Here is a 22,961-nt window from a genome sequence, read left to right as displayed (position 1 = left end):
CAAAGTGCAATTAATTGATATAAATAAAGCAGAATATCGAAAAAAATTAAATATCGTTATTGTAGGTTTCTTAGTTACGCTACTTAGTCTGTCATTGTTATTTGGTTCGGTATTAATTTCTGTTTTCTCTGATGTTCCTTATGCTATGGCAACCCAAGACAGTGCTAGTAAGGTAGAACAAGTTGACACAGTGCAAGAAGGCAGCAAAGAAGAGCAAAGTCCGTCTAATTTTAAATTTAATTTGCTTGGTGTGATTTTAGCTTTATTAGCGTGTGCTGCGATTTTACATAGCTTAAGAAAGCATACATTATTTACGGAAATATATTACGTTTGGCAATTAAAACAAATTCAAAATCAAATTTATAGAAAGCTCAAGCAGATTAAACAATCTGCTGAGAGCCAAGATGAAGTTGCCTTAATTATTCTGTGCTTTTACTATCAGAGTTTGCGACAAGTGTATCAGTTGGACGATAACACCCTGACAATGTCGACAGTGGAACTAGAGATTAATCGTTTAAATGATATTATTTCGGCTAATGGTTTAACTATTTCAGCCGCGCAATTTGATAAGAGTTTGCTATCATCTTATAGTTAGCCTCAGATTCGTTTATTCAATAGGTACAACCACAAGATTACAGGGAGTTTAATTATGATTGGCTATGTTACTCTAGGGACTAATGACCTAGCAAAAGCAGTTGCATTTTACGATAGGTTATTTGCCAGTATAGGTGTAGGGCGCTTTTTAGAAACCGAGCAGTTCGTCGCTTGGTCTAAAGATCAAGACAGTACCGCTTTATCCATTACCAAGCCATTTGATGGTCAACCGGCAACAGTTGGTAATGGTACTATGGTTGCTATCATGCTAGATAGTAACGAGCAGGTTGCAAGTTTTTATAAAAAAGCCCTAGAATTAGGGGCTACTTGTGAGGGTAAGCCTGGACCAAGAGAAGAAATGTCTGGGTTTTATGCCGCTTACTTTCGAGATTTAGACGGTAATAAGCTCAATGCTTTTCATTTGAGCATGCCAACATAAAACCTCAATATAAATAAACATAAAAAAACCAGCATAAGCTGGTTTTTTTATCTATTAAATTCACAACTATCTAGTCAATTATCTAGCTTGAATTCAATATAAATATTATCTAGCGCGGAAAATAATGCGGCCTTTTGATAAATCGTACGGTGTTAATTCTACCGTTACTTTATCGCCAGTTAAAATACGAATGTAGTTTTTACGCATTTTACCAGAAATGTGTGCTGTAACTACATGACCGTTTTCCAATTCTACTCGGAACATAGTGTTTGGTAAGGTATCTAATACCGTACCTTGCATTTCAATATTTTCTTCTTTCGCCATGGGGCGCTAAACCTCTAATGTTGTGCAAGTTAAGCCAAAAATCCTGTTGAAATGTTGAATTTATGTGGCTGATAAAAAAAGCTGCGCGAATGATGCCTAATTGCTCGACTAAAGTAAAGCTTTGCGCCTATTTATTTATCAAATTCCCTGTCTGTAGAGCTTTTTTCGAATAATTGCCATTGTCCGTTAATAAATCTTTCATACGGAAAGTAGCGATTTTTGTAGTTCATTTTTTTGCAGTCATCAATTTGATAACCCAAATAAAGGTAGGGGACTTGCTTCTCCTGACAAAGGGCAATTTGGGACAAAATTGAATTAACCCCTAAGCTTTGCCTTTGGTACTTAGGATGAAAAAAAGTATAAACAGCGGATAAACCATTAATTAATTTATCTGTAACCGCAACGCAGATAAGTTCAAGGCTGCCATCTTCTTGCTTATTCCAAGTTTCAATAAAAAATTGCTCGGTTAAATTACTGCTAAGAAAGCTTTTAAATTGCTGGTAAGTTGCCGGGAACATACTGCCGTCACTATGACAGGTATTAATATATTGCTCATACAAGGGGTAATAACTATCTTTAAGATGATCTGAGTATTTGATAACACATGCTTGATTACGCTTAATGGTTTTTTTTTGGCTTTTCGATGGCTTAAAGTTTGCGACATTAATACGAATAGATTGACAGGCATTGCAATCAGGGCAGTGAGGACGGTAGCTTTGATCGCCACTTCGTCTAAAACCTTGGGTCATAAGCCAAGAATAACTTTGATTGTTTTGTAGTCTATCATCGACAGCGATCAGTAAGCGCTCTTGTTTCTCTGGTAAATAATTACAGGGAAATGTTTCTGTTATGCCTAATTTAAAGCTAGTACTATTCATGAAAATACCTCTAAGTTAGATCGCAATAGTAAGCTCTTTTGCTTTCCAAAAATTCTCAGGTATATCTTTAGTTATAGCATTAAGCTGCTCAGTTCGAAAACTCTCTCTGCTGATCTCTGTTGCTCCCATATCAGCTAAAAAAGGGTTAAGCAGTTGACAATCAATAAAGTTAATCTCAATAGAATGTAACAATTGCGATAAAGCAACTAAGGCAAACTTAGATGCATTAGCTTGTTTATAAAACATTGATTCGCCGGAAAAGTAACCGCCAATAGCGACACCATATAAACCGCCAACAAGCTGCTGCTCTTGCCATACTTCAATTGAATGAGCATAGCCAAGTTGGTGAAGATTTTGGTACGCCTGTAACATTTCAGGAATAATCCATGTATCTTCATTTCGAAACGGGGCATTAGCACAGTATTTTATGACATCAGTAAAACTGTGGTTTAAGGTAATGGTAAAAGGTACTTTGTTAATGGCTTTTCTTAGTGTGCGATTAATCCGTAAATCTTGATTGTAAACCACGCACCGAGGATCAGGTGACCACCACATAATAGGATCATGTACATTAAACCAAGGGAAAATTCCTTGATTGTAGGCCTTTATTAGCCGCTGGGCAGATAAATCACCGCCAACGGCTAATAATCCATTGGGATCTACTAGGGCAGATTCAATGGGAGGAAAAGCCAAATGATTATGGTCTAATTGATATAATATTTGGCTCATAAACTACCTAATAGTTTATTTTTTGGCGTCTAAGTAGCGCTCGGCATCAAGTGCAGCCATACAGCCAGCACCTGCAGATGTAATCGCTTGGCGATAAATATGATCGGCAACATCACCTGCAGCAAAAATACCTTCAACACTGGTTTGTGTTGCGTTACCTTGCGTGCCACTTTGAATAGTTAAATAACCATCTTTCATATCAAGTTGATCTTTAAAGATATCTGTATTTGGCTTATGACCAATGGCAATAAATACACCTGCAACAGCAAGCTCTTCAGTTGCATCTGATTTAGTATCTTTAATGCGCAGGCCTGTAACACCCATGTTATCGCCTAATACTTCATCTAAAGTGCGGTCTGTATGTAGAATAATATTACCGTTTTCAACTTTATCGTATAAACGATCCGTTAAGATTTTCTCACTACGGAAGGTATCACGACGATGAATTAAGTGTACTTCACTGGCAATGTTTGAAAGATATAAAGCTTCTTCTACTGCGGTATTACCACCACCAACAACAGCCACTTTTTGGTTCTTATAAAAGAAACCATCACAGGTAGCACATGCAGAAACACCTTTACCCATAAAGGCTTCTTCTGATGGTAAACCTAAGTATTGTGCAGAAGCACCAGTACAGATAATCAGTGCGTCACAAGTGTATTCGTTGCTACCTGTTAATTTGTATGGCTTAGATGAAAAGTCTACTGACTCAATATGATCAAAAATAATTTCAGTATCAAATTTTTCAGCGTGCTTTTGCATACGCTCCATTAATGCAGGACCGGTTAAGTCATCTGCATCGCCTGGCCAGTTTTCAACATCTGTTGTTGTGGTTAATTGACCACCTTGTTGCATACCTGTGATCATTACAGGCTTTAAGTTTGCGCGAGCTGCATATACTGCTGCAGTATATCCAGCAGGGCCAGAGCCCAAAATTAGAAGAGGGCAATGTCTAGCGTCACTCATGATTACTCCAAAATTTAAAATTTATTCTGACAATTAGTTTGGGATGATATGTTGTTATATCAAGTCTGTATAGACGTTTTCTGAAAAACTTTGCCGCATAACTGTAAAGAAATTCTTCTAAGGGAAGTTTTAGGGCAAAAAAAAGTGCAAACTGATGTTTGCACTTTTATTGTTAAACTAGTTGCTTAAATTAAGCATTAAGCGCTGTTGCAGGTTCAACGAACTCAAAACCTAAGTTATCAGCTACTTCTCTTACTGTTACTTTACCGTCAATCACGTTTAAGCCATTTAATAAGTGGGCATTGTCATTTAATGCTTGCTTATAACCTTTGTTAGCTAGTTGGATAATGTAAGGTAATGTTGCATTGTTTAATGCAAAGGTTGACGTACGAGGTACTGCACCTGGCATGTTAGCAACACAGTAGTGAACAACATCATCAACAATGTAAGTTGGTTCAGCGTGTGTTGTTGCATGAGATGTTTCAATACAACCACCTTGGTCAATGGCAACATCAACAATAGCAGAGCCTGCTTTCATGTTTTTGATGTGTTCTTTAGTGACTAATTTAGGCGCAGCAGCACCTGGAATTAATACACCACCAATAACAAGGTCAGCTTCTAATACGTGTTTTTCTAATGCATCAGCTGTTGAGTAAACCGCTTTAATTCTATTACCAAATTGTGCATCTAACTTACGTAAAACATTAGTATTACGATCAAGAACAACCACATCAGCACCCATGCCAACAGCCATTTGTGCAGCGTTGTTACCAACCATACCGCCACCAATAACAACAACTTTTGCTGGCTCAACACCTGGTACGCCACCAAGTAACATACCGCGACCTGCATTTGATTTTTCTAATGCTTGAGCGCCAGCTTGAATTGACATACGACCCGCTACTTCAGACATAGGTGCTAATAATGGTAAGCCACCAAAGTCATCGGTTACTGTTTCATAAGCAATACAAATAGCTTTACTTTTTACTAGGTCTTGAGTTTGTGGTAAGTCTGGTGCTAGGTGAAGGTAAGTAAATAAAATTTGACCTTCACGTAACATAGCGCGCTCTACAGCTTGCGGCTCTTTAACTTTTACAATCATATCTGCTTGAGCAAAAACATCGCTTGCTTTAGCTAAGATAGATGCACCAGCAGCAATGTAATCTTCATCAGTAAAACCAATGCCAATACCAGCATTAGTTTCAACTAATACACTGTGGCCATGATTAATTAACTCACGAACACTCGCTGGAACCATACCAACACGGTATTCATGGTTTTTAATCTCTTTAGGTACACCAATAATCATAATATTCTCACTCTATGTTAAAAGTTGCGCATATAATTTTAGCGCTTGTTGTAATATTTGCGACTAGTATAGTGGCATTTATCTAGAATAACCTGTCGTTATTTCATTAATGCCGATATATAATGCTAAAAAATATGACATATACAGAGTTAAATAAATGAGCAATTACTCTAATAAATCCCTCGATCGTATTGATAAGAACATTCTTAGTGAGTTGCAAAAAAATGGTCGTTTATCTAATGTTGAGCTATCAAAACGAGTCGGTTTAAGTCCAACACCTTGTTTAGAGCGGGTTAAGCGCTTAGAGAAAGAGCAGTACATTACAGGCTATAAAGCCATGCTAAACCCGTTAAAACTCGATGCCGCCTTATTGGTGTTAGTAGAAATTACCTTAACTAAAACCAGCCCTGATGTTTTTGATGATTTTGCTAAAGCGGTGCATGAACTTGATGTTATTCAAGAATGTCATTTAGTTTCCGGTAACTTTGATTTTCTTTTAAAGACGCGAGTTAAAGATATGCTAGCGTATCGAGAATTACTTGGTGATACTTTATTAAGGTTGCCGGCAGTGAGTGAAAGTAGAACTTATGTGGTCATGGATGAAATAAAATCCACTAATATGCTGCCAATTAACCGTTAGTTGTCATAAAAAGCGCGATGTATTATCGCGCTTTTACCTTTATAGCTGATTATCAAAGCTTAAAAGATAGATCTAAATGATGAACGTGAGCTTCTACGTGATGAGCGACGATTACGCATACGGCTATGTAATTCACGGCGTTTTGAGTCTAACCAGTCATCTTTAGTGATAGTATTATCGCCAGCACGTTCTTGTTCGCGCTCTCTGTAGGCACAGAACTCTTCAAAAGCATCAATATCAGGTTGCAGCTCTTCTGCAACAAGTTCAATCATAATCGCGTCATCTAAGAAGCCAAACACAGGAATATGATCGGCTACTAAATCTTCAGGGTCGCTAAAGTAGGCTAGTGCACTAATAACATCGGCACGTTCTTGTTCTGGAATTTGCCATTCTGTGTCTTCTACCATGGCGACTAGAGTTTCAAGTTTAACTAATCGCTGCTTTACGAACTCAGGCACTTCAGTTTTTACTTCAAGACTTAGAGTTTTTGCGTTGTTAATAATGTCTTGCTCAGATAGTTTCGCTGCTTCAGACTGAGCTTTTCTCATGATATCTCTAAAATGGTCTAAGTCTGATTCTTTTAATTCAAAGGTCACTTCAAATGCCATTATTATTCTCCTATGGTGACATGACTTGTAGCTTACTTATGTAAATTTAACAGATTCTTATAACAAAGCTAGCGACATTTTTACAAAAATTTTACTTATTACTGTAAAGATATAGGTTCGCTTATTTAGTCGTTTGTTTGGTTAATACCAAGTGAATAGTTAATTCAATTGGTATAAGCATTTTAACTTGCAAGATAATTTGTTATTTTACCCCTTTAAATCAAGAAATTTCCTACGGTACGATTAATTGTCTTCTGATCTTGTAAAAAATACGGATGAATTTCCAAGAGAAGTAAATACTAGGCAGCTTAGTGGCGTGCAACGCCTACTTGAAGCTGGTCTATTATTCTTTAGTGTTTTTGCCATGTTTTTGATGTTGGCATTATTTAGTTTTGATCCAGCTGATCCCGGCTGGGCACAAACCGGTTATCAAACGCCTGTTCGCAATTTAGGTGGCGCTGTTGGCGCATATTTATCCGATCTGTTATTGAATTTATTTGGCTTAATTGCCTATAGCTTACCTTTTGTTGTCGCTATTGTCGGTTGGTTATTATTTCAACGATATCATCAGTTAATGAAGCTAGACTATTTAACGCTCGGTTTAAAGCTCATTGGCTTTTTTATGCTATACCTTGGTGTCACCTCGATTGCTAGCATGAATTTTGATGATATCTTTTATTTTTCTGCTGGTGGTATTGTTGGTGATGTATTAAGCCAAACCTTATTGCCGTATTTTTCATTTGTTGGCAGCACGCTCATCTTTTTGTTATTCACTTGTGCTGGCTTTGTCTTACTAACAGGCTTTTCTTGGTTAAAGTTTATTGATGCCATTGGTCATTATACCATTGCTGCTTTTATGTATTTAATTGCGCTGCCGAAAACCATAAAGGAAAACTTTGGCACGTCAGCTACAAATGAAGAAGCGCCGGCTGACTCAGCAGATATTGACGCAATAGCTCAAATTGAAGACAGCAAATCTTTAGCAAAATCAGCACAAACGCCTGAGAAAACACTGGAAAAAGCATCGGAAAAAGCATCGGAAAAAGCGCTTGCTGAACAGCCAGTTACTGACACATATGATGCCCATGACAATGAGCCGTTTGTTGATATTGAAGAATTACTGACTGAGCCATTCGATATCAATGTTCAAGAGCATGTCAGTGGAGCAGAAATTGCCGCCGCTTTTGCTAATATAGATCAGCCTGATATAGCCGATGATATTGATTTTTCAAACCATGCTAGTCACGCTGAACCACAATACAAGCCAATTACACAGCATATTGAGCAAGACAATGGTCAAGTGAACTTAGTTGCCGAGCCTGAAGAAACCTTCCAAGGTATGCCGTCAATTGATTTACTTGATAGACCAGATAAAGCACAAAATCCGGTAAATCAAGATGAGTTAGATCAAGTCAGTCGCTTAGTTGAAGCCAAACTGCTTGATTTTGGCGTTAAAGCGCAAGTGGTATCTGTGTATCCAGGCCCTGTTATTACTCGATTTGAATTAGATTTAGCACCAGGTGTTAAGGTTAGTAAAATAACCAGCTTATCAAAAGATTTAGCGCGAGCTTTATCTGCAATTAGTGTACGTGTTGTGGAAGTTATCCCAGGTAAATCCGTGATTGGCCTAGAGCTACCGAATAAACACAGAGAAATAGTGCGCTTAAGTGAAGTCATTTCCTGTCCAGCGTTTGAAGAATCAAGCTCATCACTTACTATGGTGCTTGGTAAAGATATCGCAGGCGACCCTGTAGTGGTAGATTTAGGTAAAATGCCACATTTACTTGTTGCCGGTACAACCGGCTCAGGTAAATCAGTTGGTGTAAACACCATGATTGTCAGCTTGTTGTATAAATCAACGCCTGAAGATGTGCGCATGATCATGATAGATCCAAAAATGTTGGAGCTTAGTGTTTATGAAGGTATTCCACATTTATTAGCGGAAGTCGTTACCGATATGAAAGATGCGGCTAATGCACTGCGTTGGTGTGTTGGTGAAATGGAGCGTCGTTATAAGGTGATGTCGGCTGTTGGTGTGCGAAACCTTAAGGGCTATAACAAAAAAATCCTAGAAGCGAATGCTAAGGGCGAGCCTATTATCGACCCATTATGGCAGCCAAGTGATGGTTTAGATCAAACGCCACCTATGCTGGAAAAATTACCTAGTATTGTGGTGATTGTTGATGAATTTGCTGACATGATGATGATTGTTGGTAAAAAGGTAGAAGAGCTGATTGCGCGAATTGCACAAAAGGCAAGGGCAGCAGGCATCCACTTAGTACTGGCAACCCAAAGACCTTCTGTTGATGTCATTACAGGCTTAATTAAAGCGAATATTCCAACGCGCATGGCGTTTCAGGTTTCATCTGGCTTAAACTCACGCACCATATTAGATCAACAAGGTGCTGAGCAGCTATTGGGTATGGGTGATATGCTTTATTTACCGCCGGGCACAGGTGTACCTACACGTGTTCATGGCGCCTTTATTGATGATCATGAAGTTCATGCCGTAGTGAAAGATTGGAAAGACAGAGGCGAGCCAAATTATATTGAAGAGATATTATCTGGTGAAAATGAGCAAGATATCTTACTACCGGGCGAGCAAGCAGAAGGTGGTGAGGAAGAAGAGCTTGATACCTTGTATGATGAAGCCATTAGTTTTGTCACTGAAACCCGTAGAGTCTCTATTTCAAGTGTGCAACGTAAGTTTAGAATCGGCTATAACCGAGCAGCAAGGATTGTTGAGCAAATGGAAATGCAAGGGGTTGTATCACCGCCAGGTCATAATGGCGCGAGAGAAGTATTAGCTCCACCGCCAGTGAAAGATTTTTAAAAACAGGATTAAATTCTAATTACATGAGTAAAAGATTAATTAATACTATTGGTACAGTATCAATAGTCAGTTCAGCATTATTTTCCCTAAATGTACAAGCTGATACACATAGCCCAAGTACGCAAGCGTTAACAGCAAGTAAAAGCCAGTTAATGGCAAAGCTTGCTGGTATTAAGTATTTTAGTGCCCAGTTTAGCCAGAGTATTTACACTGAAGAAGGTGAACTTATTCAGCAAGGTGCTGGCAAGCTCGCAATTAGTAAGCCCAATTTAGTTAATTGGCAAACCACCTCGCCAGATGAAACTTTTATTATCAGTGATGGTGAAACCTTGTGGTTTTATGACCCGTTTATCGATCAAGCAACGGCTTATTCACTGGCAAAATCAATTGATAATACGCCTATCTTATTACTAACCAATGATGATATCTCTCTTTGGCAGCAGTATCAGGTAAATGAAGTTGCTATACCTAAAGAACAAAGCACTCAGAACGACGTTGCTTTTGTTATTACACCGAAAAAAGAAGATAGCCAAATAAAAAGCTTAACTGTTACTTTTAATGGCAATGCGATTAAATCATTTTCCTTTAAAGATGCAACAGGGCAGCTAAGTCAAATTGAATTAACGCAGTATCAACAAAGCAAAGTACCAGCAGAAGATTTATTTCAGTTTACATTACCAGAAGGCGTAAGGCTTGAAGACAAACGATAGTGGCAACAAGCCAGATAATGGCTTGTTAGATTTTGGTGATGAGTTTGCCGCGCAAGCTGTTAAGCAGAGTAAAAGTGCTGAAGGCAAGGGCGCTAGTGCGGTAATATTACCACTAGCGGCCAAGTTACGACCTAAAGATTTAACAGAGTATGTTGGTCAACAGCATATTTTATCTTCAGGCTCACCGCTTCAGCAGGCTATTGTTCAAGGTCATTGTCACTCACTTATTTTTTGGGGACCGCCAGGTACAGGTAAAACAACCCTTGCGGAGATTATCGCGCATCATGTTGACGCCGAAATTGAGCGTGTCTCTGCGGTAACCTCAGGTATCAAAGAAATTCGTCAAGCAATAGAAAATGCTAAGCAAAGAGTCAATAACAGCTCGGGTAAAACGCGGACGATTTTATTTGTTGATGAAGTTCATCGCTTTAATAAAGCGCAGCAGGATGCGTTTTTACCTTATATAGAAGATGGCACCATTATTTTTATTGGCGCAACTACAGAAAACCCGGCATTTGAGTTAAACAAAGCTATTTTATCTCGCGCACGTGTTTATACGCTGAAAAAGCTAACCGATACCGAATTACAGCAGGTTTTAACTAGAGCCTTAGATTTTTGTGAAAATGAACAACAGCTAGCGATTAAATTAGACACGGATGCCAGACAAAGTTTAATTAAACGCGCTGATGGCGATGCCAGACGTTTGCTTAACTTGTTAGAAAATAGTCTCGATAGTACGAGCGATATTAATGAAAATACTAAAGTGATAACCGCTGCGCTTATTGAACAGGTCGCTGGCAGTAAAATTGCTCTGTATGACAAAGGTGGCGATGCTTTTTACGATCTTATCAGTGCTTTTCACAAGTCTGTTCGAGGTTCATCACCCGATGCCGCGCTTTATTGGTATGCAAGAATTTTAAATGCTGGTGGTGATGCCTTATATGTGGCACGACGCTTACTCGCTATTGCCAGTGAAGATATAGGTAATGCCGATCCTCGAGCAATGCAACTAGCCGTTAATGCCTGGGATACCTTTCATCGCGTTGGCCCAAGCGAAGGCGAGCGTGCTATAGCGCAAGCGGCAGTTTATATGGCGTTAGCACCAAAAAGTAATGCTGTTTATTCTGCGTTTAAACAAGCATTAGTGGTTGCCAAACAAACCAGTGATTTAGACGTACCGCTGCATTTAAAAAATGCTACCAGTAACTTAACCAAAGAGTTAGGGCACGGTCAGGATTATCGCTATGCGCATAATGAAGCCAATGCCTTTGCTGCAGGTGAAAATTATTTTCCAGAAGCATTAGCTTATGCTGATGATAGCCATACAAAATTTTACCAGCCAACAGATCGAGGTTTAGAAATGCAATTAAAGGATAAGTTAGAGTATTTAGAAAAATTAAATAGGGATAGTTATGAGCAGCGCTATAAGTAACTTCACTTTATATGCTTTCGTTGCCATTGGCGGTGCTTGTGGCGCAAGCTTACGCTTTTATATTTCACAATTAATACTCAATTGGTTAGGAAAAGGATTCCCTTTTGCAACTTTGCTGGTTAATATCTCTGGCTCATTTATAATGGGGCTGCTTTATCAATTAATAGAGCAAGAAATAATAGATATTAATGTTCATAGAACATTAATAGGAATAGGTTTTTTAGGGGCATTTACCACCTTTTCGACCTTCTCATTAGATACCTTGTTGCTTTTGCAGCAAGGTGAAGTATTAAAAGCGGTATTGAATGTACTTTTAAATGTGTGCTTATGCTTGTGTGCTGCAGGCTTAGGTTTATATTTGGTATCCTTTTTCAGTAAATAAAAATTTTTATAACATTTCAACAAATAACGTGAACAATTATGCTTGATGCAAAACTTCTTAGAACAGATTTAGACAATATTGCCACACAGCTGGCAAAACGTGGTTACCAGCTTGATACAGCAACGCTTGCGTCGTTAGAAGAACAACGTAAAGCGATTCAAGTGAAAACACAAGATTTACAAAATGAACGTAATACCCGTTCAAAGTCTATTGGACAAGCGAAAGCCCGTGGTGAAGATATAGCACCATTACTTGCTCAAGTGAGTCAACTTGGTGATGAGCTTGATGCGGCGAAAGCAGAGCAAGAGCAAGTGCTTTCTCAAATCAACGCGATTGTAAGTACGATTCCAAACTTATTGCACGAGTCTGTACCCACAGGTGAAGATGAAGAAGATAATGTTGAAGTAAAACGTTGGGGTACACCACGTGAGTTTGACTTTGAGGTGAAAGATCACGTTGATTTAGGTTTAGCCATTGAAAAAGGCTTAGACTTTGAAAGTGGTGCCAAACTGGCGGGTACACGTTTTGTGGTAATGCGCGGTAAAATTGCTAAATTACACCGTGCCTTAGCGCAGTTTATGCTTGATATGCATACTGAGCAGCATGGCTATCAAGAAATGTATGTACCTTACTTAGTTAACTCAGACTCGTTATTTGGTACAGGTCAGCTGCCTAAATTTGGTGAAGATTTATTCCACACGGACTTATCAAATAAAAAGTTCTCGCTAATTCCAACGTCTGAAGTGCCGTTAACCAACCTAGTGCGCGATGAAATTGTTGATGAAGCTGACTTACCTATTAAGATGACAGCCCACACACCATGTTTTAGAAGTGAAGCTGGCTCTGGTGGCCGTGATATTCGTGGTTTAATTCGTCAGCACCAGTTTGATAAAGTTGAAATGGTGCAATTGGTTAAGCCGGAAGACTCGTTTAACGCCTTAGATGAATTAACTGGTCATGCAGAAGCGATTTTAGAAAAATTAGAATTACCATACCGTACTATGACGTTGTGTAGTGGCGATGTTGGCTTTAGTGCAACAAAAACTTTTGATTTAGAAGTGTGGTTGCCTGCACAAAATACGTATCGTGAAATTTCATCATGTTCAAATATGGGAGATTTCCAAGCGCGTCGTATGCAAGCTCGCTATCGTAATAGTGAAACCAATAAGCCAGAATTATTACATACCCTTAACGGCTCAGGTTTAGCCGTAGGTCGTACTTTGGTTGCTATATTAGAGAACTATCAGCAAGCAGATGGTAGTATTGAAATTCCTACAGCCTTACAGCCTTACATGAATGGTGAAACAAAAATTGGTTAATATGCCAAGCTGGTAGCGTTTTATGCAAATGCCGATAATAGTTATTATCGGCATTTTTATTTAGGCAAAAATATTGGTTCAATGAACACAAATGCTATTGTTTCAGGTCTAATAAAGCGAAGTGAGTTTTTCAATCCAATAGCTGAAGGAAAAGCCGTGTTGCGTAGTTTACTTATTCAAGCCATTATCTTTTTTTTAGCTTTCCAGCTAGTTTCTTATTTTCGAGAAACCAGTATGTTAGCAACAGATACCCATATTGTTGAGCAGTATAATGCTGACTTTAATGCGGTTACCACCTTAGATAATAATACCGTGTCTTTGTTTGCCCAAGGTAAAACAACCGTGTTGTATTTCTTTGCTCCTTGGTGTCAGGTTTGTCACGCCAGTATCCGCAATTTACAAGCGCTACATGAAGATAATAAAGCGATTAAAGTGGTTGCTATCGCATTAGATTATATCGACGATGATGAAGTGGCAAAGTTTACCTCAAAGCATCAGCTTACTTTTCCTGTGGCATTAGGGAATGAAGGAATTAAAAAGGCATTCTCCATTACAGGCTACCCAAGCTATTATGTGTTGAATAAGCAAAATGTGATTACGGCAAAATCCATGGGCTACTCAAGTGAATTAGGCCTGTATTTACGCTCATTAATATTGTAATGGTTTATTTACTGAATCGTGTTAATTCGTTAACACACGACTATTAATGTCTTACCGGCAGTAGTGATCTGTCTTTTGTTTGTGTACACTGTCACTTTCATTTCAAACAAAGATGTTAATAATATGCAAATCTCTGACAATTTTGATAGCGGTAATATCCGCGTTATTGAGGCGTCTGATCCTTCAAATATCCAATTAGAAATCAAACACGATAATCAGTCTGACTTTTACCAGTGGTTCCATTTTAAATTACAAACTGATCCCGCAGAAAATGGTGAACGTCCTGAGCATGTTATGCATATTATCAATGCTGGTGATGCAGCTTATGTTGAAGGTTGGGAAGATTATCAAGCCGTAGCGTCTTACGATAGAGACCATTGGTTTAGAGTACCAACCACTTATGACGGTAAAACCCTGACTTTTACCTTAGCACCAGAATATGATTCTGTGTATTTTGCCTATTTCTCACCTTATAGTTATGAGCGTCATCAAGATCTAGTACACAGTGCACAAATGAGCCCAGACTGTCAGTTGCAAGTGTTAGGACAAACACTAGACGGTCGTGATATGAGCTTATTAAAAATAGGTCAAGAAGGCGAAGGTAAAAAAACAATTTGGTTAACTGCTCGTCAACACCCAGGTGAAACCATGGCAGAGTGGTTCATTGAAGGTTTTATTGATCGATTACTTGATGAAGATGACGGTGTTGCCAGAGCGTTATTAAATAAAGCTGTGTTCTATATTGTACCGAATATGAATCCAGACGGCAGTGTTCGCGGTCACCTGCGTACTAATGCTGTCGGCGCAAACCTAAACAGAGAATGGTTAGAGCCAAGCATGGAACGTAGCCCGGAAGTTTTCTTAGTGCGTGAAAAAATGTTTGAAACAGGTATCGATATGTTTTTAGACATTCATGGTGATGAAGCCTTGCCAGTAAACTTCTTAGCAGGTTGTGAAGGTGTTGTTGCTTACGATGAACGTCATAAGGCACTTGAAGATAAGTTTAAAGAAATTTTATTAGCTATCACACCTGAGTTTCAAGATGATCGCGGTTATGAGAAAGACGAGCCGGGCAAAGCAAACCCGACAGTTGGCACAAACTGGGTAGGTAATCAGTTTAAGTGTTTAGCTTACACGGTTGAAATGCCGTTTAAGGATAACGACTTATTACCCGATGCTACTGTCGGTTGGTCTGATACACGCAGTAGTTTATTAGGGCGTGATTTCTTAACTGGTGTTTATCATATGGTTGATGAATTACGTTAAGTTATTGCCGTAAATAGTATTCATATTGATGGCTAAATAAAAGCAATAGGCAGCAAGATAATGACTTGGCCTATTGCTTTTTTGTTTTAGCTTGCGTATTAGTAGTTAATAATTAAAAAATCATAATAAAAATATCAGGAGTTGGAAGTGCAGGAAATAGTCAATACCATAAATGGTTATATATGGTCCTCGGCCCTTATTTATTTGTGTTTGGGTGCAGGTCTTTTTTTCACTGTTGTTACACGCTTTGTTCAAATTCGCCATTTTACTGAAATGTGGCGCTTGTTAATGTCAGGTAAAAGCTCGGAGCAGGGCATTTCATCATTTCAAGCGTTAGCGGTGTCATTATCTGGTCGTGTCGGTGCCGGTAACATTGCAGGTGTGGCCGCAGCGATTGGTTTTGGTGGCCCAGGTGCCGTTTTCTGGATGTGGATAGTAGCATTTTTTGGCGCAGCAACCGCTTATATTGAGTCCACCAATGCGCAAATTTATAAAGAAGAGCATGATGGAAAATACCATGGTGGTCCAGCTTATTATATTGAAAAAGCGATGGGGCAGAAGTGGTACGCATGGGTTTTTGCCGTTGCTACCATCATTGCAACAGGTGTTATGCTGCCTATGGTGCAATCTAACACTATCGCAACTGCAATAGAGCAAGTCTTTGGCAATACGCAAACAATAAATACTGCTTTTGGTGCAATCAGTTATGCCAAGCTTTACACTGCGACAGGTATTGTCTTATTACTTGGCTTTATCATTTTTGGTGGTATTAAGCGTATTGCTAACTTTACTCAAGTGGTTGTGCCTTTTATGGCATTGGCTTACATTTTAATTTCATTAATCATCATAGGTTTAAATATAGATCAATTACCGGGCGTGGTTATGTTAATTATTGGCGATGCTTTTACGCCGATGGCTGGTGTTGGCGCAGCGATAGGTTGGGGTGTAAAGCGTGGTGTTTACTCAAATGAAGCAGGTCAAGGTACAGGCCCTCATGCCGCTGCAGCAGCAGAAGTTGATCACCCAGCACAACAAGGCCTAGTACAAGCATTTTCTGTTTATATCGATACATTATTTGTATGCTCTGCTACGGCATTTATGATCTTAATTACTGGTACCTATAATGTACATGGCGCGGGAGAAACGTTTATCGTGCAAAACCTAGCTGCCGATGTCATTACTAATGGTCCAGCATATACACAAATGGCAGTAGATAGCGTATTTACAGGCGTAGGTAAGCCGTTTGTTGCCTTAGCATTATTCTTCTTCGCCTTTACCACGATTCTGGCTTATTACTTTATTGCTGAAAACAACGTTTACTACATTAAGCGTACTTTTAAGTTACCGGCGGGCATTTTTATCCTAAAAGTGGTTATTATCTCAGCTACGTTTTACGGCACGGTAAAAGCTGCAAGTATTGCTTGGGGTATGGGTGATATAGGTGTTGGCCTTATGGCATGGCTGAACATTATTGGTATTTTGATTATTTTCTTTATGTCAAAACCTGCCTTAAAAGCCTTGAAAGACTACGAAAGACAGCAAGAAGAAGGCGTTAAGACATTTACCTTTGATCCTAAAAAATTAGGTATAGAAAATGCGACTTTCTGGGAAGAAAAGTTTGAGAAAGACCAGAGTAGTAAAAGTTAAGTCAAGCTAAACTTGATAAATTAACACCTAAGCCAGCTAATTATTGAGATTAGCTGGCTTTTTTGTAGATAAAATCAGGCTGTAACAAATAACTAAAGCAGGCAATAATTAGATAAAAAAGCGGGGAAAACGCTTTGCTTTGACACCCCTCAATATCATGGCTAATTTCTCTATACAGCTAGTGAATTAGCCTATCATGTCGGGTATAATCCTTTGACTCTCATATACTGCACAGCTTTTTTAATAGCTGTGGTAGTGGTATCTGTTATCAACTGCTAGGTTAACTTGCTGTAGCAGCTTTAAATTAGACGAGAAAATAAATGGCTGTAATAAATTGCCCAGGTTGTAAAAAGAAAATCTCTGATAAAGCGAAAGTTTGTAGTCATTGTGATCTTGCTCTGCAAGAGCTTGACGAAGATAAGATGGCTACCTTAAATAAAATTAACAAAATTCATCAGGCACAACGTTTAATGACGTTTTCTTTTGTTGCCATGTTATTATTTTGTGGTGGTTTTTTGTTTATGTACAAAATGCCAAGTGAATCATGGCAACACACAATGGCAACAGTAAGCACAGTTGTTGGCTTTATTATGTATATTGTTGTTCGCATTATGCTTGTGTTTAATAAAAGAAAAAGTAATTAGTTATGGATTTGATCAATACTGTAGATAACATGTCTGAGGACATGTATAACCGTCTGAAATGTGCTGCTGAAACAGGTAAGTGGCCTGAAGGCACGCCCGTAGATAAAGCACAGCAACAAACAGCCTTACAGCTAATTATGGCTTATCAAGCACGTCATTTAGATAATGATCAAATGTTAACCATAGGCGCTAATGGTCATATCGTTGAAAAAAGTAAAAGAGAGCTGAAAGCTGAGTTTTCCGGTGCGAATAAAGATGAAGAAATCACGCCTTGTGCAAAACCTGCTACGCGTGAAGAAGAAGTCTATATGCCAAGCGAGCAAGATATAGCTCGTTTTACTGAACTTTAATACATTGATAAACATACGAAACAATCGACATGATATTTTCTTCTTTATTTAAAAGTAAAAACAAATGGCAAAGTAAAGATAGCACTGTACGTATTGCCGCTATTAATGATGAACTCAGCATTGACGATAATACTGGCCGAGCGATCCTTTTAGACTTAATTGCTCATGATGACAGCGACATGGTCAGACGTGCTGCTTTAATCAAATTAGCCGACTTTAGTGAATATGTTAATGCCAGTCAAAATAATAGTCAGAGTAAGGTAAAAAGCTTTGCTCAAAAGCAAGTTCAAGACATGCTCTATGGTCAGCAGCAGAATAAGCTTACAGAAGAGCAAAAATTAGCTTATCTCGCTAATACTCAGTTAAGCACACAAGAGCTTGATGCTTGGCTAGATAAAGAGCAGTCAGATGCTATTGTATTGTCATTGTTTAAGTTATTAAAAGAGAAGAGAAGTACGCAAACTAGCAGTACCCAACAACTCATTATTAATACCTTTGCCCATAAAAGTGATGTAGTTAAGCGAGAGATACTGGACTCAATCACAGAGCCAGCCTTACTGGAAAAATTACTGAAGAAAACCAGCAGTGAAGATATTGCTGATATTATTACCGAGAAACTTGCCGATATTGCTAAAGAGCGAGACAAACCAGTAAAAATTAAAAAACAAGCACAGTTACTGGTATCTAAGTTATTAGCATTAAAAGAAGTACGCGATTATAGCGTTTACTTAGCGAAAAAAGCCGAGTTAGAAAGTCAGTGGCATAGTATAGCTGATGATCTTAATGACTTAACATCAGAAGACAAAGCGAGTTTTATTGATAAATATGCTCAGATAAGCCTGCAACTTACTAACATTTTTGCCAGTAAAGCAGAGGCTTATGAGCAAGAAAAAATTGCTTTGCAATTAGCACAAGATAAAGCAAATGCACAAGCTAAGTTCACACAGCGTATAGCCGAAATAAATCAAGCATTAACAACATCGGTTTTTGAACACAATAACCTAGACGAGCAAGCATTTGGTCAACAAATAGCGAAGCTTAGTGATGAAGTTAATACCTCTGTGTTAAATACTGCTGAAAAAGCTGACTTTAGCGCTCAACTAAAGCAACTTAATGAAAAGTTAACCAAGCTACCAGAAATTGCTGAATCAGTTAGTCAGGCAACTCATTTAATTTCAAAAATGTCACAGCTTGCTTTACCTGAGCGTATTGAAGAGTTAAATGATAAAAGTGACATTTATCAGAACTGGTTAAAGCAATGGCAAACAGTTGAGCAAAAGTCTGCTGGTATTTTACCTGAATCAATTGTTCAAGCACATCAGGACATTGTAAAGAGCTGGCATGACGGTTTACAACCATTGCAGCAACAACAAAAACAAAGCTTTCATCAAGTAAGAAAAAAATTATCTGATATCAAACGTTTGTTAGCTAGTGGTAAATACAAAGTGTGCTTTGGTTTGTTTAAAGGTGTTAAAACTTCCTTTGCATTACTCAGCCCACAACAGGCTGCGCAATTACAGCGTGACTTTCAATCTGTAAGTGAAAAAATGTCTGAACTAAGTGATTGGGAGCATTATATTGCTACACCTAGAAAGCAAGAAATGTTAAAGAGTATTCAGGCCTTGGTAGAGCAACCACTTGATAATCCTAATGAACAAGCCAAACAAGTAAAACAGTTCAGAAAAACATGGAATTCTCTTGGTCATGCCGATGAAGAAATAGACCATCAATTAAATGATGAGTTTAATCAAGCTTGTGAGTTAGCTTTTGCTCCATGTCGTCGTTACTATGCTGAGCAGGAGAAGTTACGCGCTGATCACTTTGCCAATAGACAAGCGCTCATTGAGCAGGCTGATAATTTAGCGAAAAGCTTGCTAGCAGAAAATAATGGTGTCGATTTTAAAGATATTGATGCGCAACTGAATAAATTACAACATGCTTGGCAGGACGCAGGTGAGGTAGACAGACAGCATTACCAATCGCTTCACCAAGCCTTTAAGCAAGCACTACAGCCAATAAAAGCGGCAATAAAGCAGTATCACGAGAAAAATGTTGTCGAAAAGAAAGCCATCATTGCACAGGCAGAAGTACTGTTAAACTCAGAAGATGTTTTCGATGCAATTAATCAAGTTAAAGGTTTGCAGGCAACCTGGAAAACCTTAGGCTATGCCGGTAGTCACCAAGATGGTAAGTTATGGCAAAGCTTTAGAAAAATTAATGATCAACTGTTTGCTAAACGTGAGCAACTTAAACATGAGCAGCAAGATGAATATGCTAAATTATCAGCATTATTTGACCAGCGTTTATCAAAGTTAACTCAAACGATTAATCAAGATTTTTCATCTTTTGCAATGAGTGAACAAACGGCAGAGCTGAACTTAGCTAAACAAAGTGCAACCACCTTATTAGCAGATATCACAGACAGTAAACCTGTTATTAAATCAGCAGTTAAAAAAACAGAAACCTTGATTGCTGATATTGAAGCGAGCTTAAAGCAATGCAAAGCGTCAGAGCAGAAAATGACTTGGCAAAATGTCTTTAATTTAATTACTGCGCTCGCTAAAGATGAGTTAAGCAGTGATTTGCTTGCAGAAGACAGTACTTTTGCTGCGCTGAAACCTATGTGGCAAAAACGCCTTATGGAGTTTATCGCATTACCTTATTTAAATGAGCTAGAGAGCCGAGCGGTTAAAACCCTTGAGATTGAAATTCTTGCGCAAGTTGAATCGCCAGTTGAGTTGAAGCAACAACGTATGCAAGTACAAGTGCAATTGATGCAAAGTCAAATGCAGTCAGGCTCTGTTGTCAATCTTGAGCAACTGTTTGTTGACTGGTTAATGTTGGGTAAACTTCACAGCGAAGAGCTAAGCTTACTTTCTCGCTTGGCTAAGGTGTATTGTTAAACCTAACAAATTAACTCATTGCCACACTGACATCCTAATAAAGTTAAAACAGCATAAAACATAGCATGCTGTTTTAACTTTACTTTATCTTCAAGGAAGAATATTTATGAAAAAACTTATCCTAATCCCTGCTATTTTCTCAGCCTTAGCTTTAAATGTTGTCGCGAAAGAGCAACCTGTTGATGAGCTTTTTAAGGTGATGTCGATAGAAACTCAACTAGCGAGTGGCTTTGAGGCCATGCTACCTATGATTGAGCAAATTGCTGCAGATCTTAAGCTTGATAATGAAGGTAAAGCAGAGTTAATTGACATTTTTAGAACTTGGTTTCGTGAAGATATTGATCGCGATAAAATATATCAGCAAATGAAGCAGCTTTATGTGCAAGCATTTTCAGATGACGAGATCAGGGAAATTACCGCATTTTATCAAACCGCTATTGGGAAAAAGTTCATTGAAGTGCTGCCAAATTTGATGAAAGATGGTGCTCAAATTGGTATGCAAGAAGCACAAGTAAAACAAGCGAAATTAATGGCGCGACTTAAGCCGTTCTTAGAAAAACACAAAGCAGAAAAGTAGCTATATGCCATGCCGCTAGCTAGCAATGAGAGCATAGCGGTAAGTTTTAAGTATCTATTTTTAATAGCCATATCTTAACCGTTGCGATTAATAGGCTGATATAGAGAAAGAATAAGGTAAGGGAGGGGGGATAATACTGTGAAGTCTTAGTAATAGCTCGGCACTTATGAAATCTCTGTTTGAAAAAATAATTAGTAGTTTGATTCACCTTGCTTTTTTGATATTTTAACTGAAAGTTCGTAGACGGATATTACAGAGAAGTCTACATAAGATACGTTAGGTGAGTATCCAAGGATTGTCATGAATTTCAATACCGTTAGTGAAGCAAAAGAATACGTCGTAAAGGTAACGAATAAAGCTAGGACAATTGATGATATAAATTCTTCAATTGAATACTATCAAGGAATGTTTGATAGGGCTCACGATAATGATTCAAGAAATCTATGGAAGACAGAAATAGAAAAACTAGAGTTATGGAAAAGTAGTGATGACTTTAAAAATGGTAATTTTCCGCAGGGTATAGATGAGCTTATTTTGGAGATCGTTGAATGGAGAGCGGTTCTATTTGCTTTCCAAAAAACGGATACAAAAAGAGAACCATTTAAAGAAAGTGGATTTTTTGCTCAATGGTATTTAGGAGCTATATATGGTGTCTTTACAATAATAGGAAAATTAATAAGTAAAGATACACGCGACAATTCTTTGCGGAAGCTATGGAGTGATATATCTCCCATTATGCTTGATGATGGTGCATGTACGCAGGCAGAAATAGATTTCATCGATCAAGAAATGCATCGTAGTAACGGACGATTTACAAATGCTAACTCTCAGGTTTTACGTTTTAGAAATAAGTTGATAGCTCATAACGAAGCTAATCCAGTAGTAAAATGGGATGAAGTAGATAATGAAATGACTTTGCTTATTAGAATGTGGTCGTTACTTGTTGCTTGGAGTTCCTTTGGCTTGTATCAACCATTCCGTACTGGCGATCAAGCATTTTTAGGCTTAGATTCATTTTTTCAAGGTTCTGAACTTTATTCTTTAAAGCAGGCAAGACAAGCATATCTAGATAAAGTAAAGAGTTGGAGTAAAAACTATGCTCATAATGGTGATGAGGATAAAGGACGAGGTGCTTTTTCTACACTCACAATTAAAACAAGCTTCGTGCAATAACTCACCTAACAAGCGCATTAAAAATGGACGTCTAAAGCTTGGCTAGCGCTCATTCTTCGCTAATTTTAGCCAAGCTTTCTCCGCTCCTTAATGCGGGCGTTAGCTATACAAGGTATACAAGGTATACAAGGAAAGTATGCAGAAGCAATCTATTCTGAAATCTATATCACTTATTTCCATCGTTACCACAATGGGATTAATTGTTAATCTAGAACTATTAACTGATGAACTAATAAAGTATTTTTGGCCATTGCATATTATTGCAATGGTGCTGGGCTTTATTATGATATTTAGCTTAATGAAAGATCATAAATCTTTGGTTAAGTTGTTCGCTCCACTTTTGCCTAATCAAGGTTTTATTAAGTTTATTGCTAAAGGTCTTATTTCCGTTGTTATTCAGTTAGTTCTACTATTAACAATTATGTCGCCGATGATTTATAGCTTTAGTGTATTGCCAATATTTACTCCTGCGGCAACACCTTTTAAAGAATAATCTATTTTTCAGGGCTTTATACTTATTTGGCTACTTTTTTTCTCAATAGAGTTTTTATACTTTTGGCTAGTAAAAGGCGTAACGG

23 protein-coding genes are annotated in these 22,961 nt (G+C 38.2%); 17 read left to right on the top strand and 6 right to left on the bottom strand.

Annotation, left to right across the window (positions count from 1 at the left end; all coding sequences use genetic code 11):
* The first annotated feature begins 4 nt into the window (after nucleotides 1–4).
* Nucleotides 5–595, top strand: a complete 591-nt coding sequence (locus EMK97_RS02405) for a DUF3087 family protein (RefSeq protein ID WP_130599106.1) — start codon at nucleotides 5–7, stop codon at nucleotides 593–595.
* 54 nt (nucleotides 596–649) lie between these two features.
* On the top strand, nucleotides 650–1,033 hold the full coding sequence (locus tag EMK97_RS02400; protein WP_130599104.1) for a VOC family protein: 384 nt from the start codon (nucleotides 650–652) through the stop codon (nucleotides 1,031–1,033).
* Between the two features lie 105 nt (nucleotides 1,034–1,138).
* Here EMK97_RS02400 and infA read toward each other — a convergent pair whose 3' ends face one another.
* The 5 genes from infA to ald form a co-directional block, all read right to left on the bottom strand.
* On the bottom strand, nucleotides 1,139–1,357 hold the full coding sequence (infA, locus tag EMK97_RS02395; protein WP_011043571.1) for a translation initiation factor IF-1: 219 nt from the start codon (nucleotides 1,355–1,357) through the stop codon (nucleotides 1,139–1,141).
* Nucleotides 1,358–1,488: 131 nt separating this feature from the next.
* Nucleotides 1,489–2,235: an arginyltransferase gene (locus EMK97_RS02390; protein ID WP_130599102.1), complete on the bottom strand. Its 747-nt coding sequence runs from the start codon at nucleotides 2,233–2,235 to the stop codon at nucleotides 1,489–1,491.
* A gap of 15 nt (nucleotides 2,236–2,250) precedes the next feature.
* Nucleotides 2,251–2,964 carry a leucyl/phenylalanyl-tRNA--protein transferase gene (gene aat, locus EMK97_RS02385; RefSeq protein ID WP_130599100.1) on the bottom strand — a complete coding sequence of 238 codons (714 nt, stop codon included), beginning with the start codon at nucleotides 2,962–2,964 and terminating at the stop codon, nucleotides 2,251–2,253.
* Nucleotides 2,965–2,979: 15 nt separating this feature from the next.
* The gene (trxB, locus tag EMK97_RS02380) at nucleotides 2,980–3,930 is read right to left on the bottom strand and encodes a thioredoxin-disulfide reductase (RefSeq protein ID WP_130599098.1); all 951 of its coding nucleotides are present in this window, start codon (nucleotides 3,928–3,930) and stop codon (nucleotides 2,980–2,982) included.
* Between the two features lie 190 nt (nucleotides 3,931–4,120).
* The gene (gene ald, locus EMK97_RS02375) at nucleotides 4,121–5,239 is read right to left on the bottom strand and encodes an alanine dehydrogenase (RefSeq protein ID WP_130599096.1); all 1,119 of its coding nucleotides are present in this window, start codon (nucleotides 5,237–5,239) and stop codon (nucleotides 4,121–4,123) included.
* Between the two features lie 157 nt (nucleotides 5,240–5,396).
* Between ald and lrp the strand changes: the two genes are divergently transcribed.
* Nucleotides 5,397–5,879: a leucine-responsive transcriptional regulator Lrp gene (gene lrp / locus EMK97_RS02370; RefSeq protein ID WP_130599094.1), complete on the top strand. Its 483-nt coding sequence runs from the start codon at nucleotides 5,397–5,399 to the stop codon at nucleotides 5,877–5,879.
* Nucleotides 5,880–5,938: 59 nt separating this feature from the next.
* Here lrp and EMK97_RS02365 read toward each other — a convergent pair whose 3' ends face one another.
* Nucleotides 5,939–6,487: a YkvA family protein gene (locus tag EMK97_RS02365; RefSeq protein WP_130599092.1), complete on the bottom strand. Its 549-nt coding sequence runs from the start codon at nucleotides 6,485–6,487 to the stop codon at nucleotides 5,939–5,941.
* Between the two features lie 247 nt (nucleotides 6,488–6,734).
* Between EMK97_RS02365 and EMK97_RS02360 the strand changes: the two genes are divergently transcribed.
* From EMK97_RS02360 to EMK97_RS02295, 14 genes are all read left to right on the top strand, one after another.
* Nucleotides 6,735–9,320: a DNA translocase FtsK gene (locus EMK97_RS02360; protein WP_130599090.1), complete on the top strand. Its 2,586-nt coding sequence runs from the start codon at nucleotides 6,735–6,737 to the stop codon at nucleotides 9,318–9,320.
* A 23-nt stretch (nucleotides 9,321–9,343) separates the two neighbouring features.
* Nucleotides 9,344–10,030 (top strand): outer membrane lipoprotein periplasmic chaperone LolA, encoded by a 687-nt coding sequence (gene lolA, locus EMK97_RS02355; protein WP_130599088.1) that lies wholly within the window; start codon nucleotides 9,344–9,346, stop codon nucleotides 10,028–10,030.
* Nucleotides 10,031–10,133: 103 nt separating this feature from the next.
* Nucleotides 10,134–11,462, top strand: a complete 1,329-nt coding sequence (locus EMK97_RS02350) for a replication-associated recombination protein A (protein ID WP_170176813.1) — start codon at nucleotides 10,134–10,136, stop codon at nucleotides 11,460–11,462.
* The gene (gene crcB / locus EMK97_RS02345; RefSeq protein ID WP_130599086.1) at nucleotides 11,443–11,844 is read left to right on the top strand and encodes a fluoride efflux transporter CrcB; all 402 of its coding nucleotides are present in this window, start codon (nucleotides 11,443–11,445) and stop codon (nucleotides 11,842–11,844) included. The genes EMK97_RS02350 and crcB overlap by 20 nt, the downstream gene beginning before the upstream one ends.
* A 38-nt stretch (nucleotides 11,845–11,882) precedes the next feature.
* Nucleotides 11,883–13,163 carry a serine--tRNA ligase gene (gene serS / locus EMK97_RS02340; protein ID WP_130599084.1) on the top strand — a complete coding sequence of 427 codons (1,281 nt, stop codon included), beginning with the start codon at nucleotides 11,883–11,885 and terminating at the stop codon, nucleotides 13,161–13,163.
* Between the two features lie 81 nt (nucleotides 13,164–13,244).
* Complete coding sequence (locus EMK97_RS02335; RefSeq protein ID WP_246028857.1) at nucleotides 13,245–13,823, top strand: TlpA family protein disulfide reductase; 579 nt, start codon at nucleotides 13,245–13,247, stop codon at nucleotides 13,821–13,823.
* Between the two features lie 123 nt (nucleotides 13,824–13,946).
* On the top strand, nucleotides 13,947–15,089 hold the full coding sequence (locus tag EMK97_RS02330; protein ID WP_130599082.1) for a M14 family metallopeptidase: 1,143 nt from the start codon (nucleotides 13,947–13,949) through the stop codon (nucleotides 15,087–15,089).
* 147 nt (nucleotides 15,090–15,236) lie between these two features.
* Nucleotides 15,237–16,736, top strand: a complete 1,500-nt coding sequence (locus EMK97_RS02325; protein ID WP_130599080.1) for an alanine/glycine:cation symporter family protein — start codon at nucleotides 15,237–15,239, stop codon at nucleotides 16,734–16,736.
* Nucleotides 16,737–17,056: 320 nt separating this feature from the next.
* Nucleotides 17,057–17,380: a hypothetical protein gene (locus tag EMK97_RS02320; protein WP_130599078.1), complete on the top strand. Its 324-nt coding sequence runs from the start codon at nucleotides 17,057–17,059 to the stop codon at nucleotides 17,378–17,380.
* Nucleotides 17,381–17,382: 2 nt separating this feature from the next.
* Nucleotides 17,383–17,730 (top strand): YeaC family protein, encoded by a 348-nt coding sequence (locus EMK97_RS02315; protein ID WP_130599076.1) that lies wholly within the window; start codon nucleotides 17,383–17,385, stop codon nucleotides 17,728–17,730.
* Nucleotides 17,731–17,759: 29 nt separating this feature from the next.
* Complete coding sequence (locus EMK97_RS02310; RefSeq protein ID WP_130599074.1) at nucleotides 17,760–20,633, top strand: DUF349 domain-containing protein; 2,874 nt, start codon at nucleotides 17,760–17,762, stop codon at nucleotides 20,631–20,633.
* Between the two features lie 106 nt (nucleotides 20,634–20,739).
* Nucleotides 20,740–21,210, top strand: coding sequence for a DUF2059 domain-containing protein (locus EMK97_RS02305; protein ID WP_130599072.1), 471 nt, complete (start codon nucleotides 20,740–20,742; stop codon nucleotides 21,208–21,210).
* A gap of 300 nt (nucleotides 21,211–21,510) precedes the next feature.
* The gene (locus EMK97_RS02300; RefSeq protein WP_130599070.1) at nucleotides 21,511–22,383 is read left to right on the top strand and encodes a hypothetical protein; all 873 of its coding nucleotides are present in this window, start codon (nucleotides 21,511–21,513) and stop codon (nucleotides 22,381–22,383) included.
* Nucleotides 22,384–22,519: 136 nt separating this feature from the next.
* The gene (locus EMK97_RS02295; protein WP_130599068.1) at nucleotides 22,520–22,876 is read left to right on the top strand and encodes a hypothetical protein; all 357 of its coding nucleotides are present in this window, start codon (nucleotides 22,520–22,522) and stop codon (nucleotides 22,874–22,876) included.
* Nucleotides 22,877–22,961 lie beyond the last annotated feature (85 nt).

Origin of the sequence: Litorilituus sediminis (assembly GCF_004295665.1) — a bacterium.
Taxonomy (GTDB): domain Bacteria; phylum Pseudomonadota; class Gammaproteobacteria; order Enterobacterales; family Alteromonadaceae; genus Colwellia; species Colwellia sediminis.
Note: the sequence above shows the minus strand (reverse complement) of the source record. Positions and strands in the feature narration are given on the sequence as shown.

What these genes read in the sequence shown, in the direction of transcription:
- EMK97_RS02400 (WP_130599104.1), top strand. Translation starts at nt 650, where the DNA reads ATGATTGGCTATGTTACTCTAGGGACTAATGACCTAGCAAAAGCAGTT.
- infA (WP_011043571.1), bottom strand. Translation starts at nt 1,357, where the DNA reads ATGGCGAAAGAAGAAAATATTGAAATGCAAGGTACGGTATTAGATACC.
- EMK97_RS02390 (WP_130599102.1), bottom strand. Translation starts at nt 2,235, where the DNA reads ATGAATAGTACTAGCTTTAAATTAGGCATAACAGAAACATTTCCCTGT.
- aat (WP_130599100.1), bottom strand. Translation starts at nt 2,964, where the DNA reads ATGAGCCAAATATTATATCAATTAGACCATAATCATTTGGCTTTTCCT.
- trxB (WP_130599098.1), bottom strand. Translation starts at nt 3,930, where the DNA reads ATGAGTGACGCTAGACATTGCCCTCTTCTAATTTTGGGCTCTGGCCCT.
- ald (WP_130599096.1), bottom strand. Translation starts at nt 5,239, where the DNA reads ATGATTATTGGTGTACCTAAAGAGATTAAAAACCATGAATACCGTGTT.
- lrp (WP_130599094.1), top strand. Translation starts at nt 5,397, where the DNA reads ATGAGCAATTACTCTAATAAATCCCTCGATCGTATTGATAAGAACATT.
- EMK97_RS02365 (WP_130599092.1), bottom strand. Translation starts at nt 6,487, where the DNA reads ATGGCATTTGAAGTGACCTTTGAATTAAAAGAATCAGACTTAGACCAT.
- lolA (WP_130599088.1), top strand. Translation starts at nt 9,344, where the DNA reads ATGAGTAAAAGATTAATTAATACTATTGGTACAGTATCAATAGTCAGT.
- crcB (WP_130599086.1), top strand. Translation starts at nt 11,443, where the DNA reads ATGAGCAGCGCTATAAGTAACTTCACTTTATATGCTTTCGTTGCCATT.
- serS (WP_130599084.1), top strand. Translation starts at nt 11,883, where the DNA reads ATGCTTGATGCAAAACTTCTTAGAACAGATTTAGACAATATTGCCACA.
- EMK97_RS02335 (WP_246028857.1), top strand. Translation starts at nt 13,245, where the DNA reads ATGAACACAAATGCTATTGTTTCAGGTCTAATAAAGCGAAGTGAGTTT.
- EMK97_RS02330 (WP_130599082.1), top strand. Translation starts at nt 13,947, where the DNA reads ATGCAAATCTCTGACAATTTTGATAGCGGTAATATCCGCGTTATTGAG.
- EMK97_RS02320 (WP_130599078.1), top strand. Translation starts at nt 17,057, where the DNA reads ATGGCTGTAATAAATTGCCCAGGTTGTAAAAAGAAAATCTCTGATAAA.
- EMK97_RS02315 (WP_130599076.1), top strand. Translation starts at nt 17,383, where the DNA reads ATGGATTTGATCAATACTGTAGATAACATGTCTGAGGACATGTATAAC.
- EMK97_RS02310 (WP_130599074.1), top strand. Translation starts at nt 17,760, where the DNA reads ATGATATTTTCTTCTTTATTTAAAAGTAAAAACAAATGGCAAAGTAAA.
- EMK97_RS02305 (WP_130599072.1), top strand. Translation starts at nt 20,740, where the DNA reads ATGAAAAAACTTATCCTAATCCCTGCTATTTTCTCAGCCTTAGCTTTA.
- EMK97_RS02300 (WP_130599070.1), top strand. Translation starts at nt 21,511, where the DNA reads ATGAATTTCAATACCGTTAGTGAAGCAAAAGAATACGTCGTAAAGGTA.
- EMK97_RS02295 (WP_130599068.1), top strand. Translation starts at nt 22,520, where the DNA reads ATGCAGAAGCAATCTATTCTGAAATCTATATCACTTATTTCCATCGTT.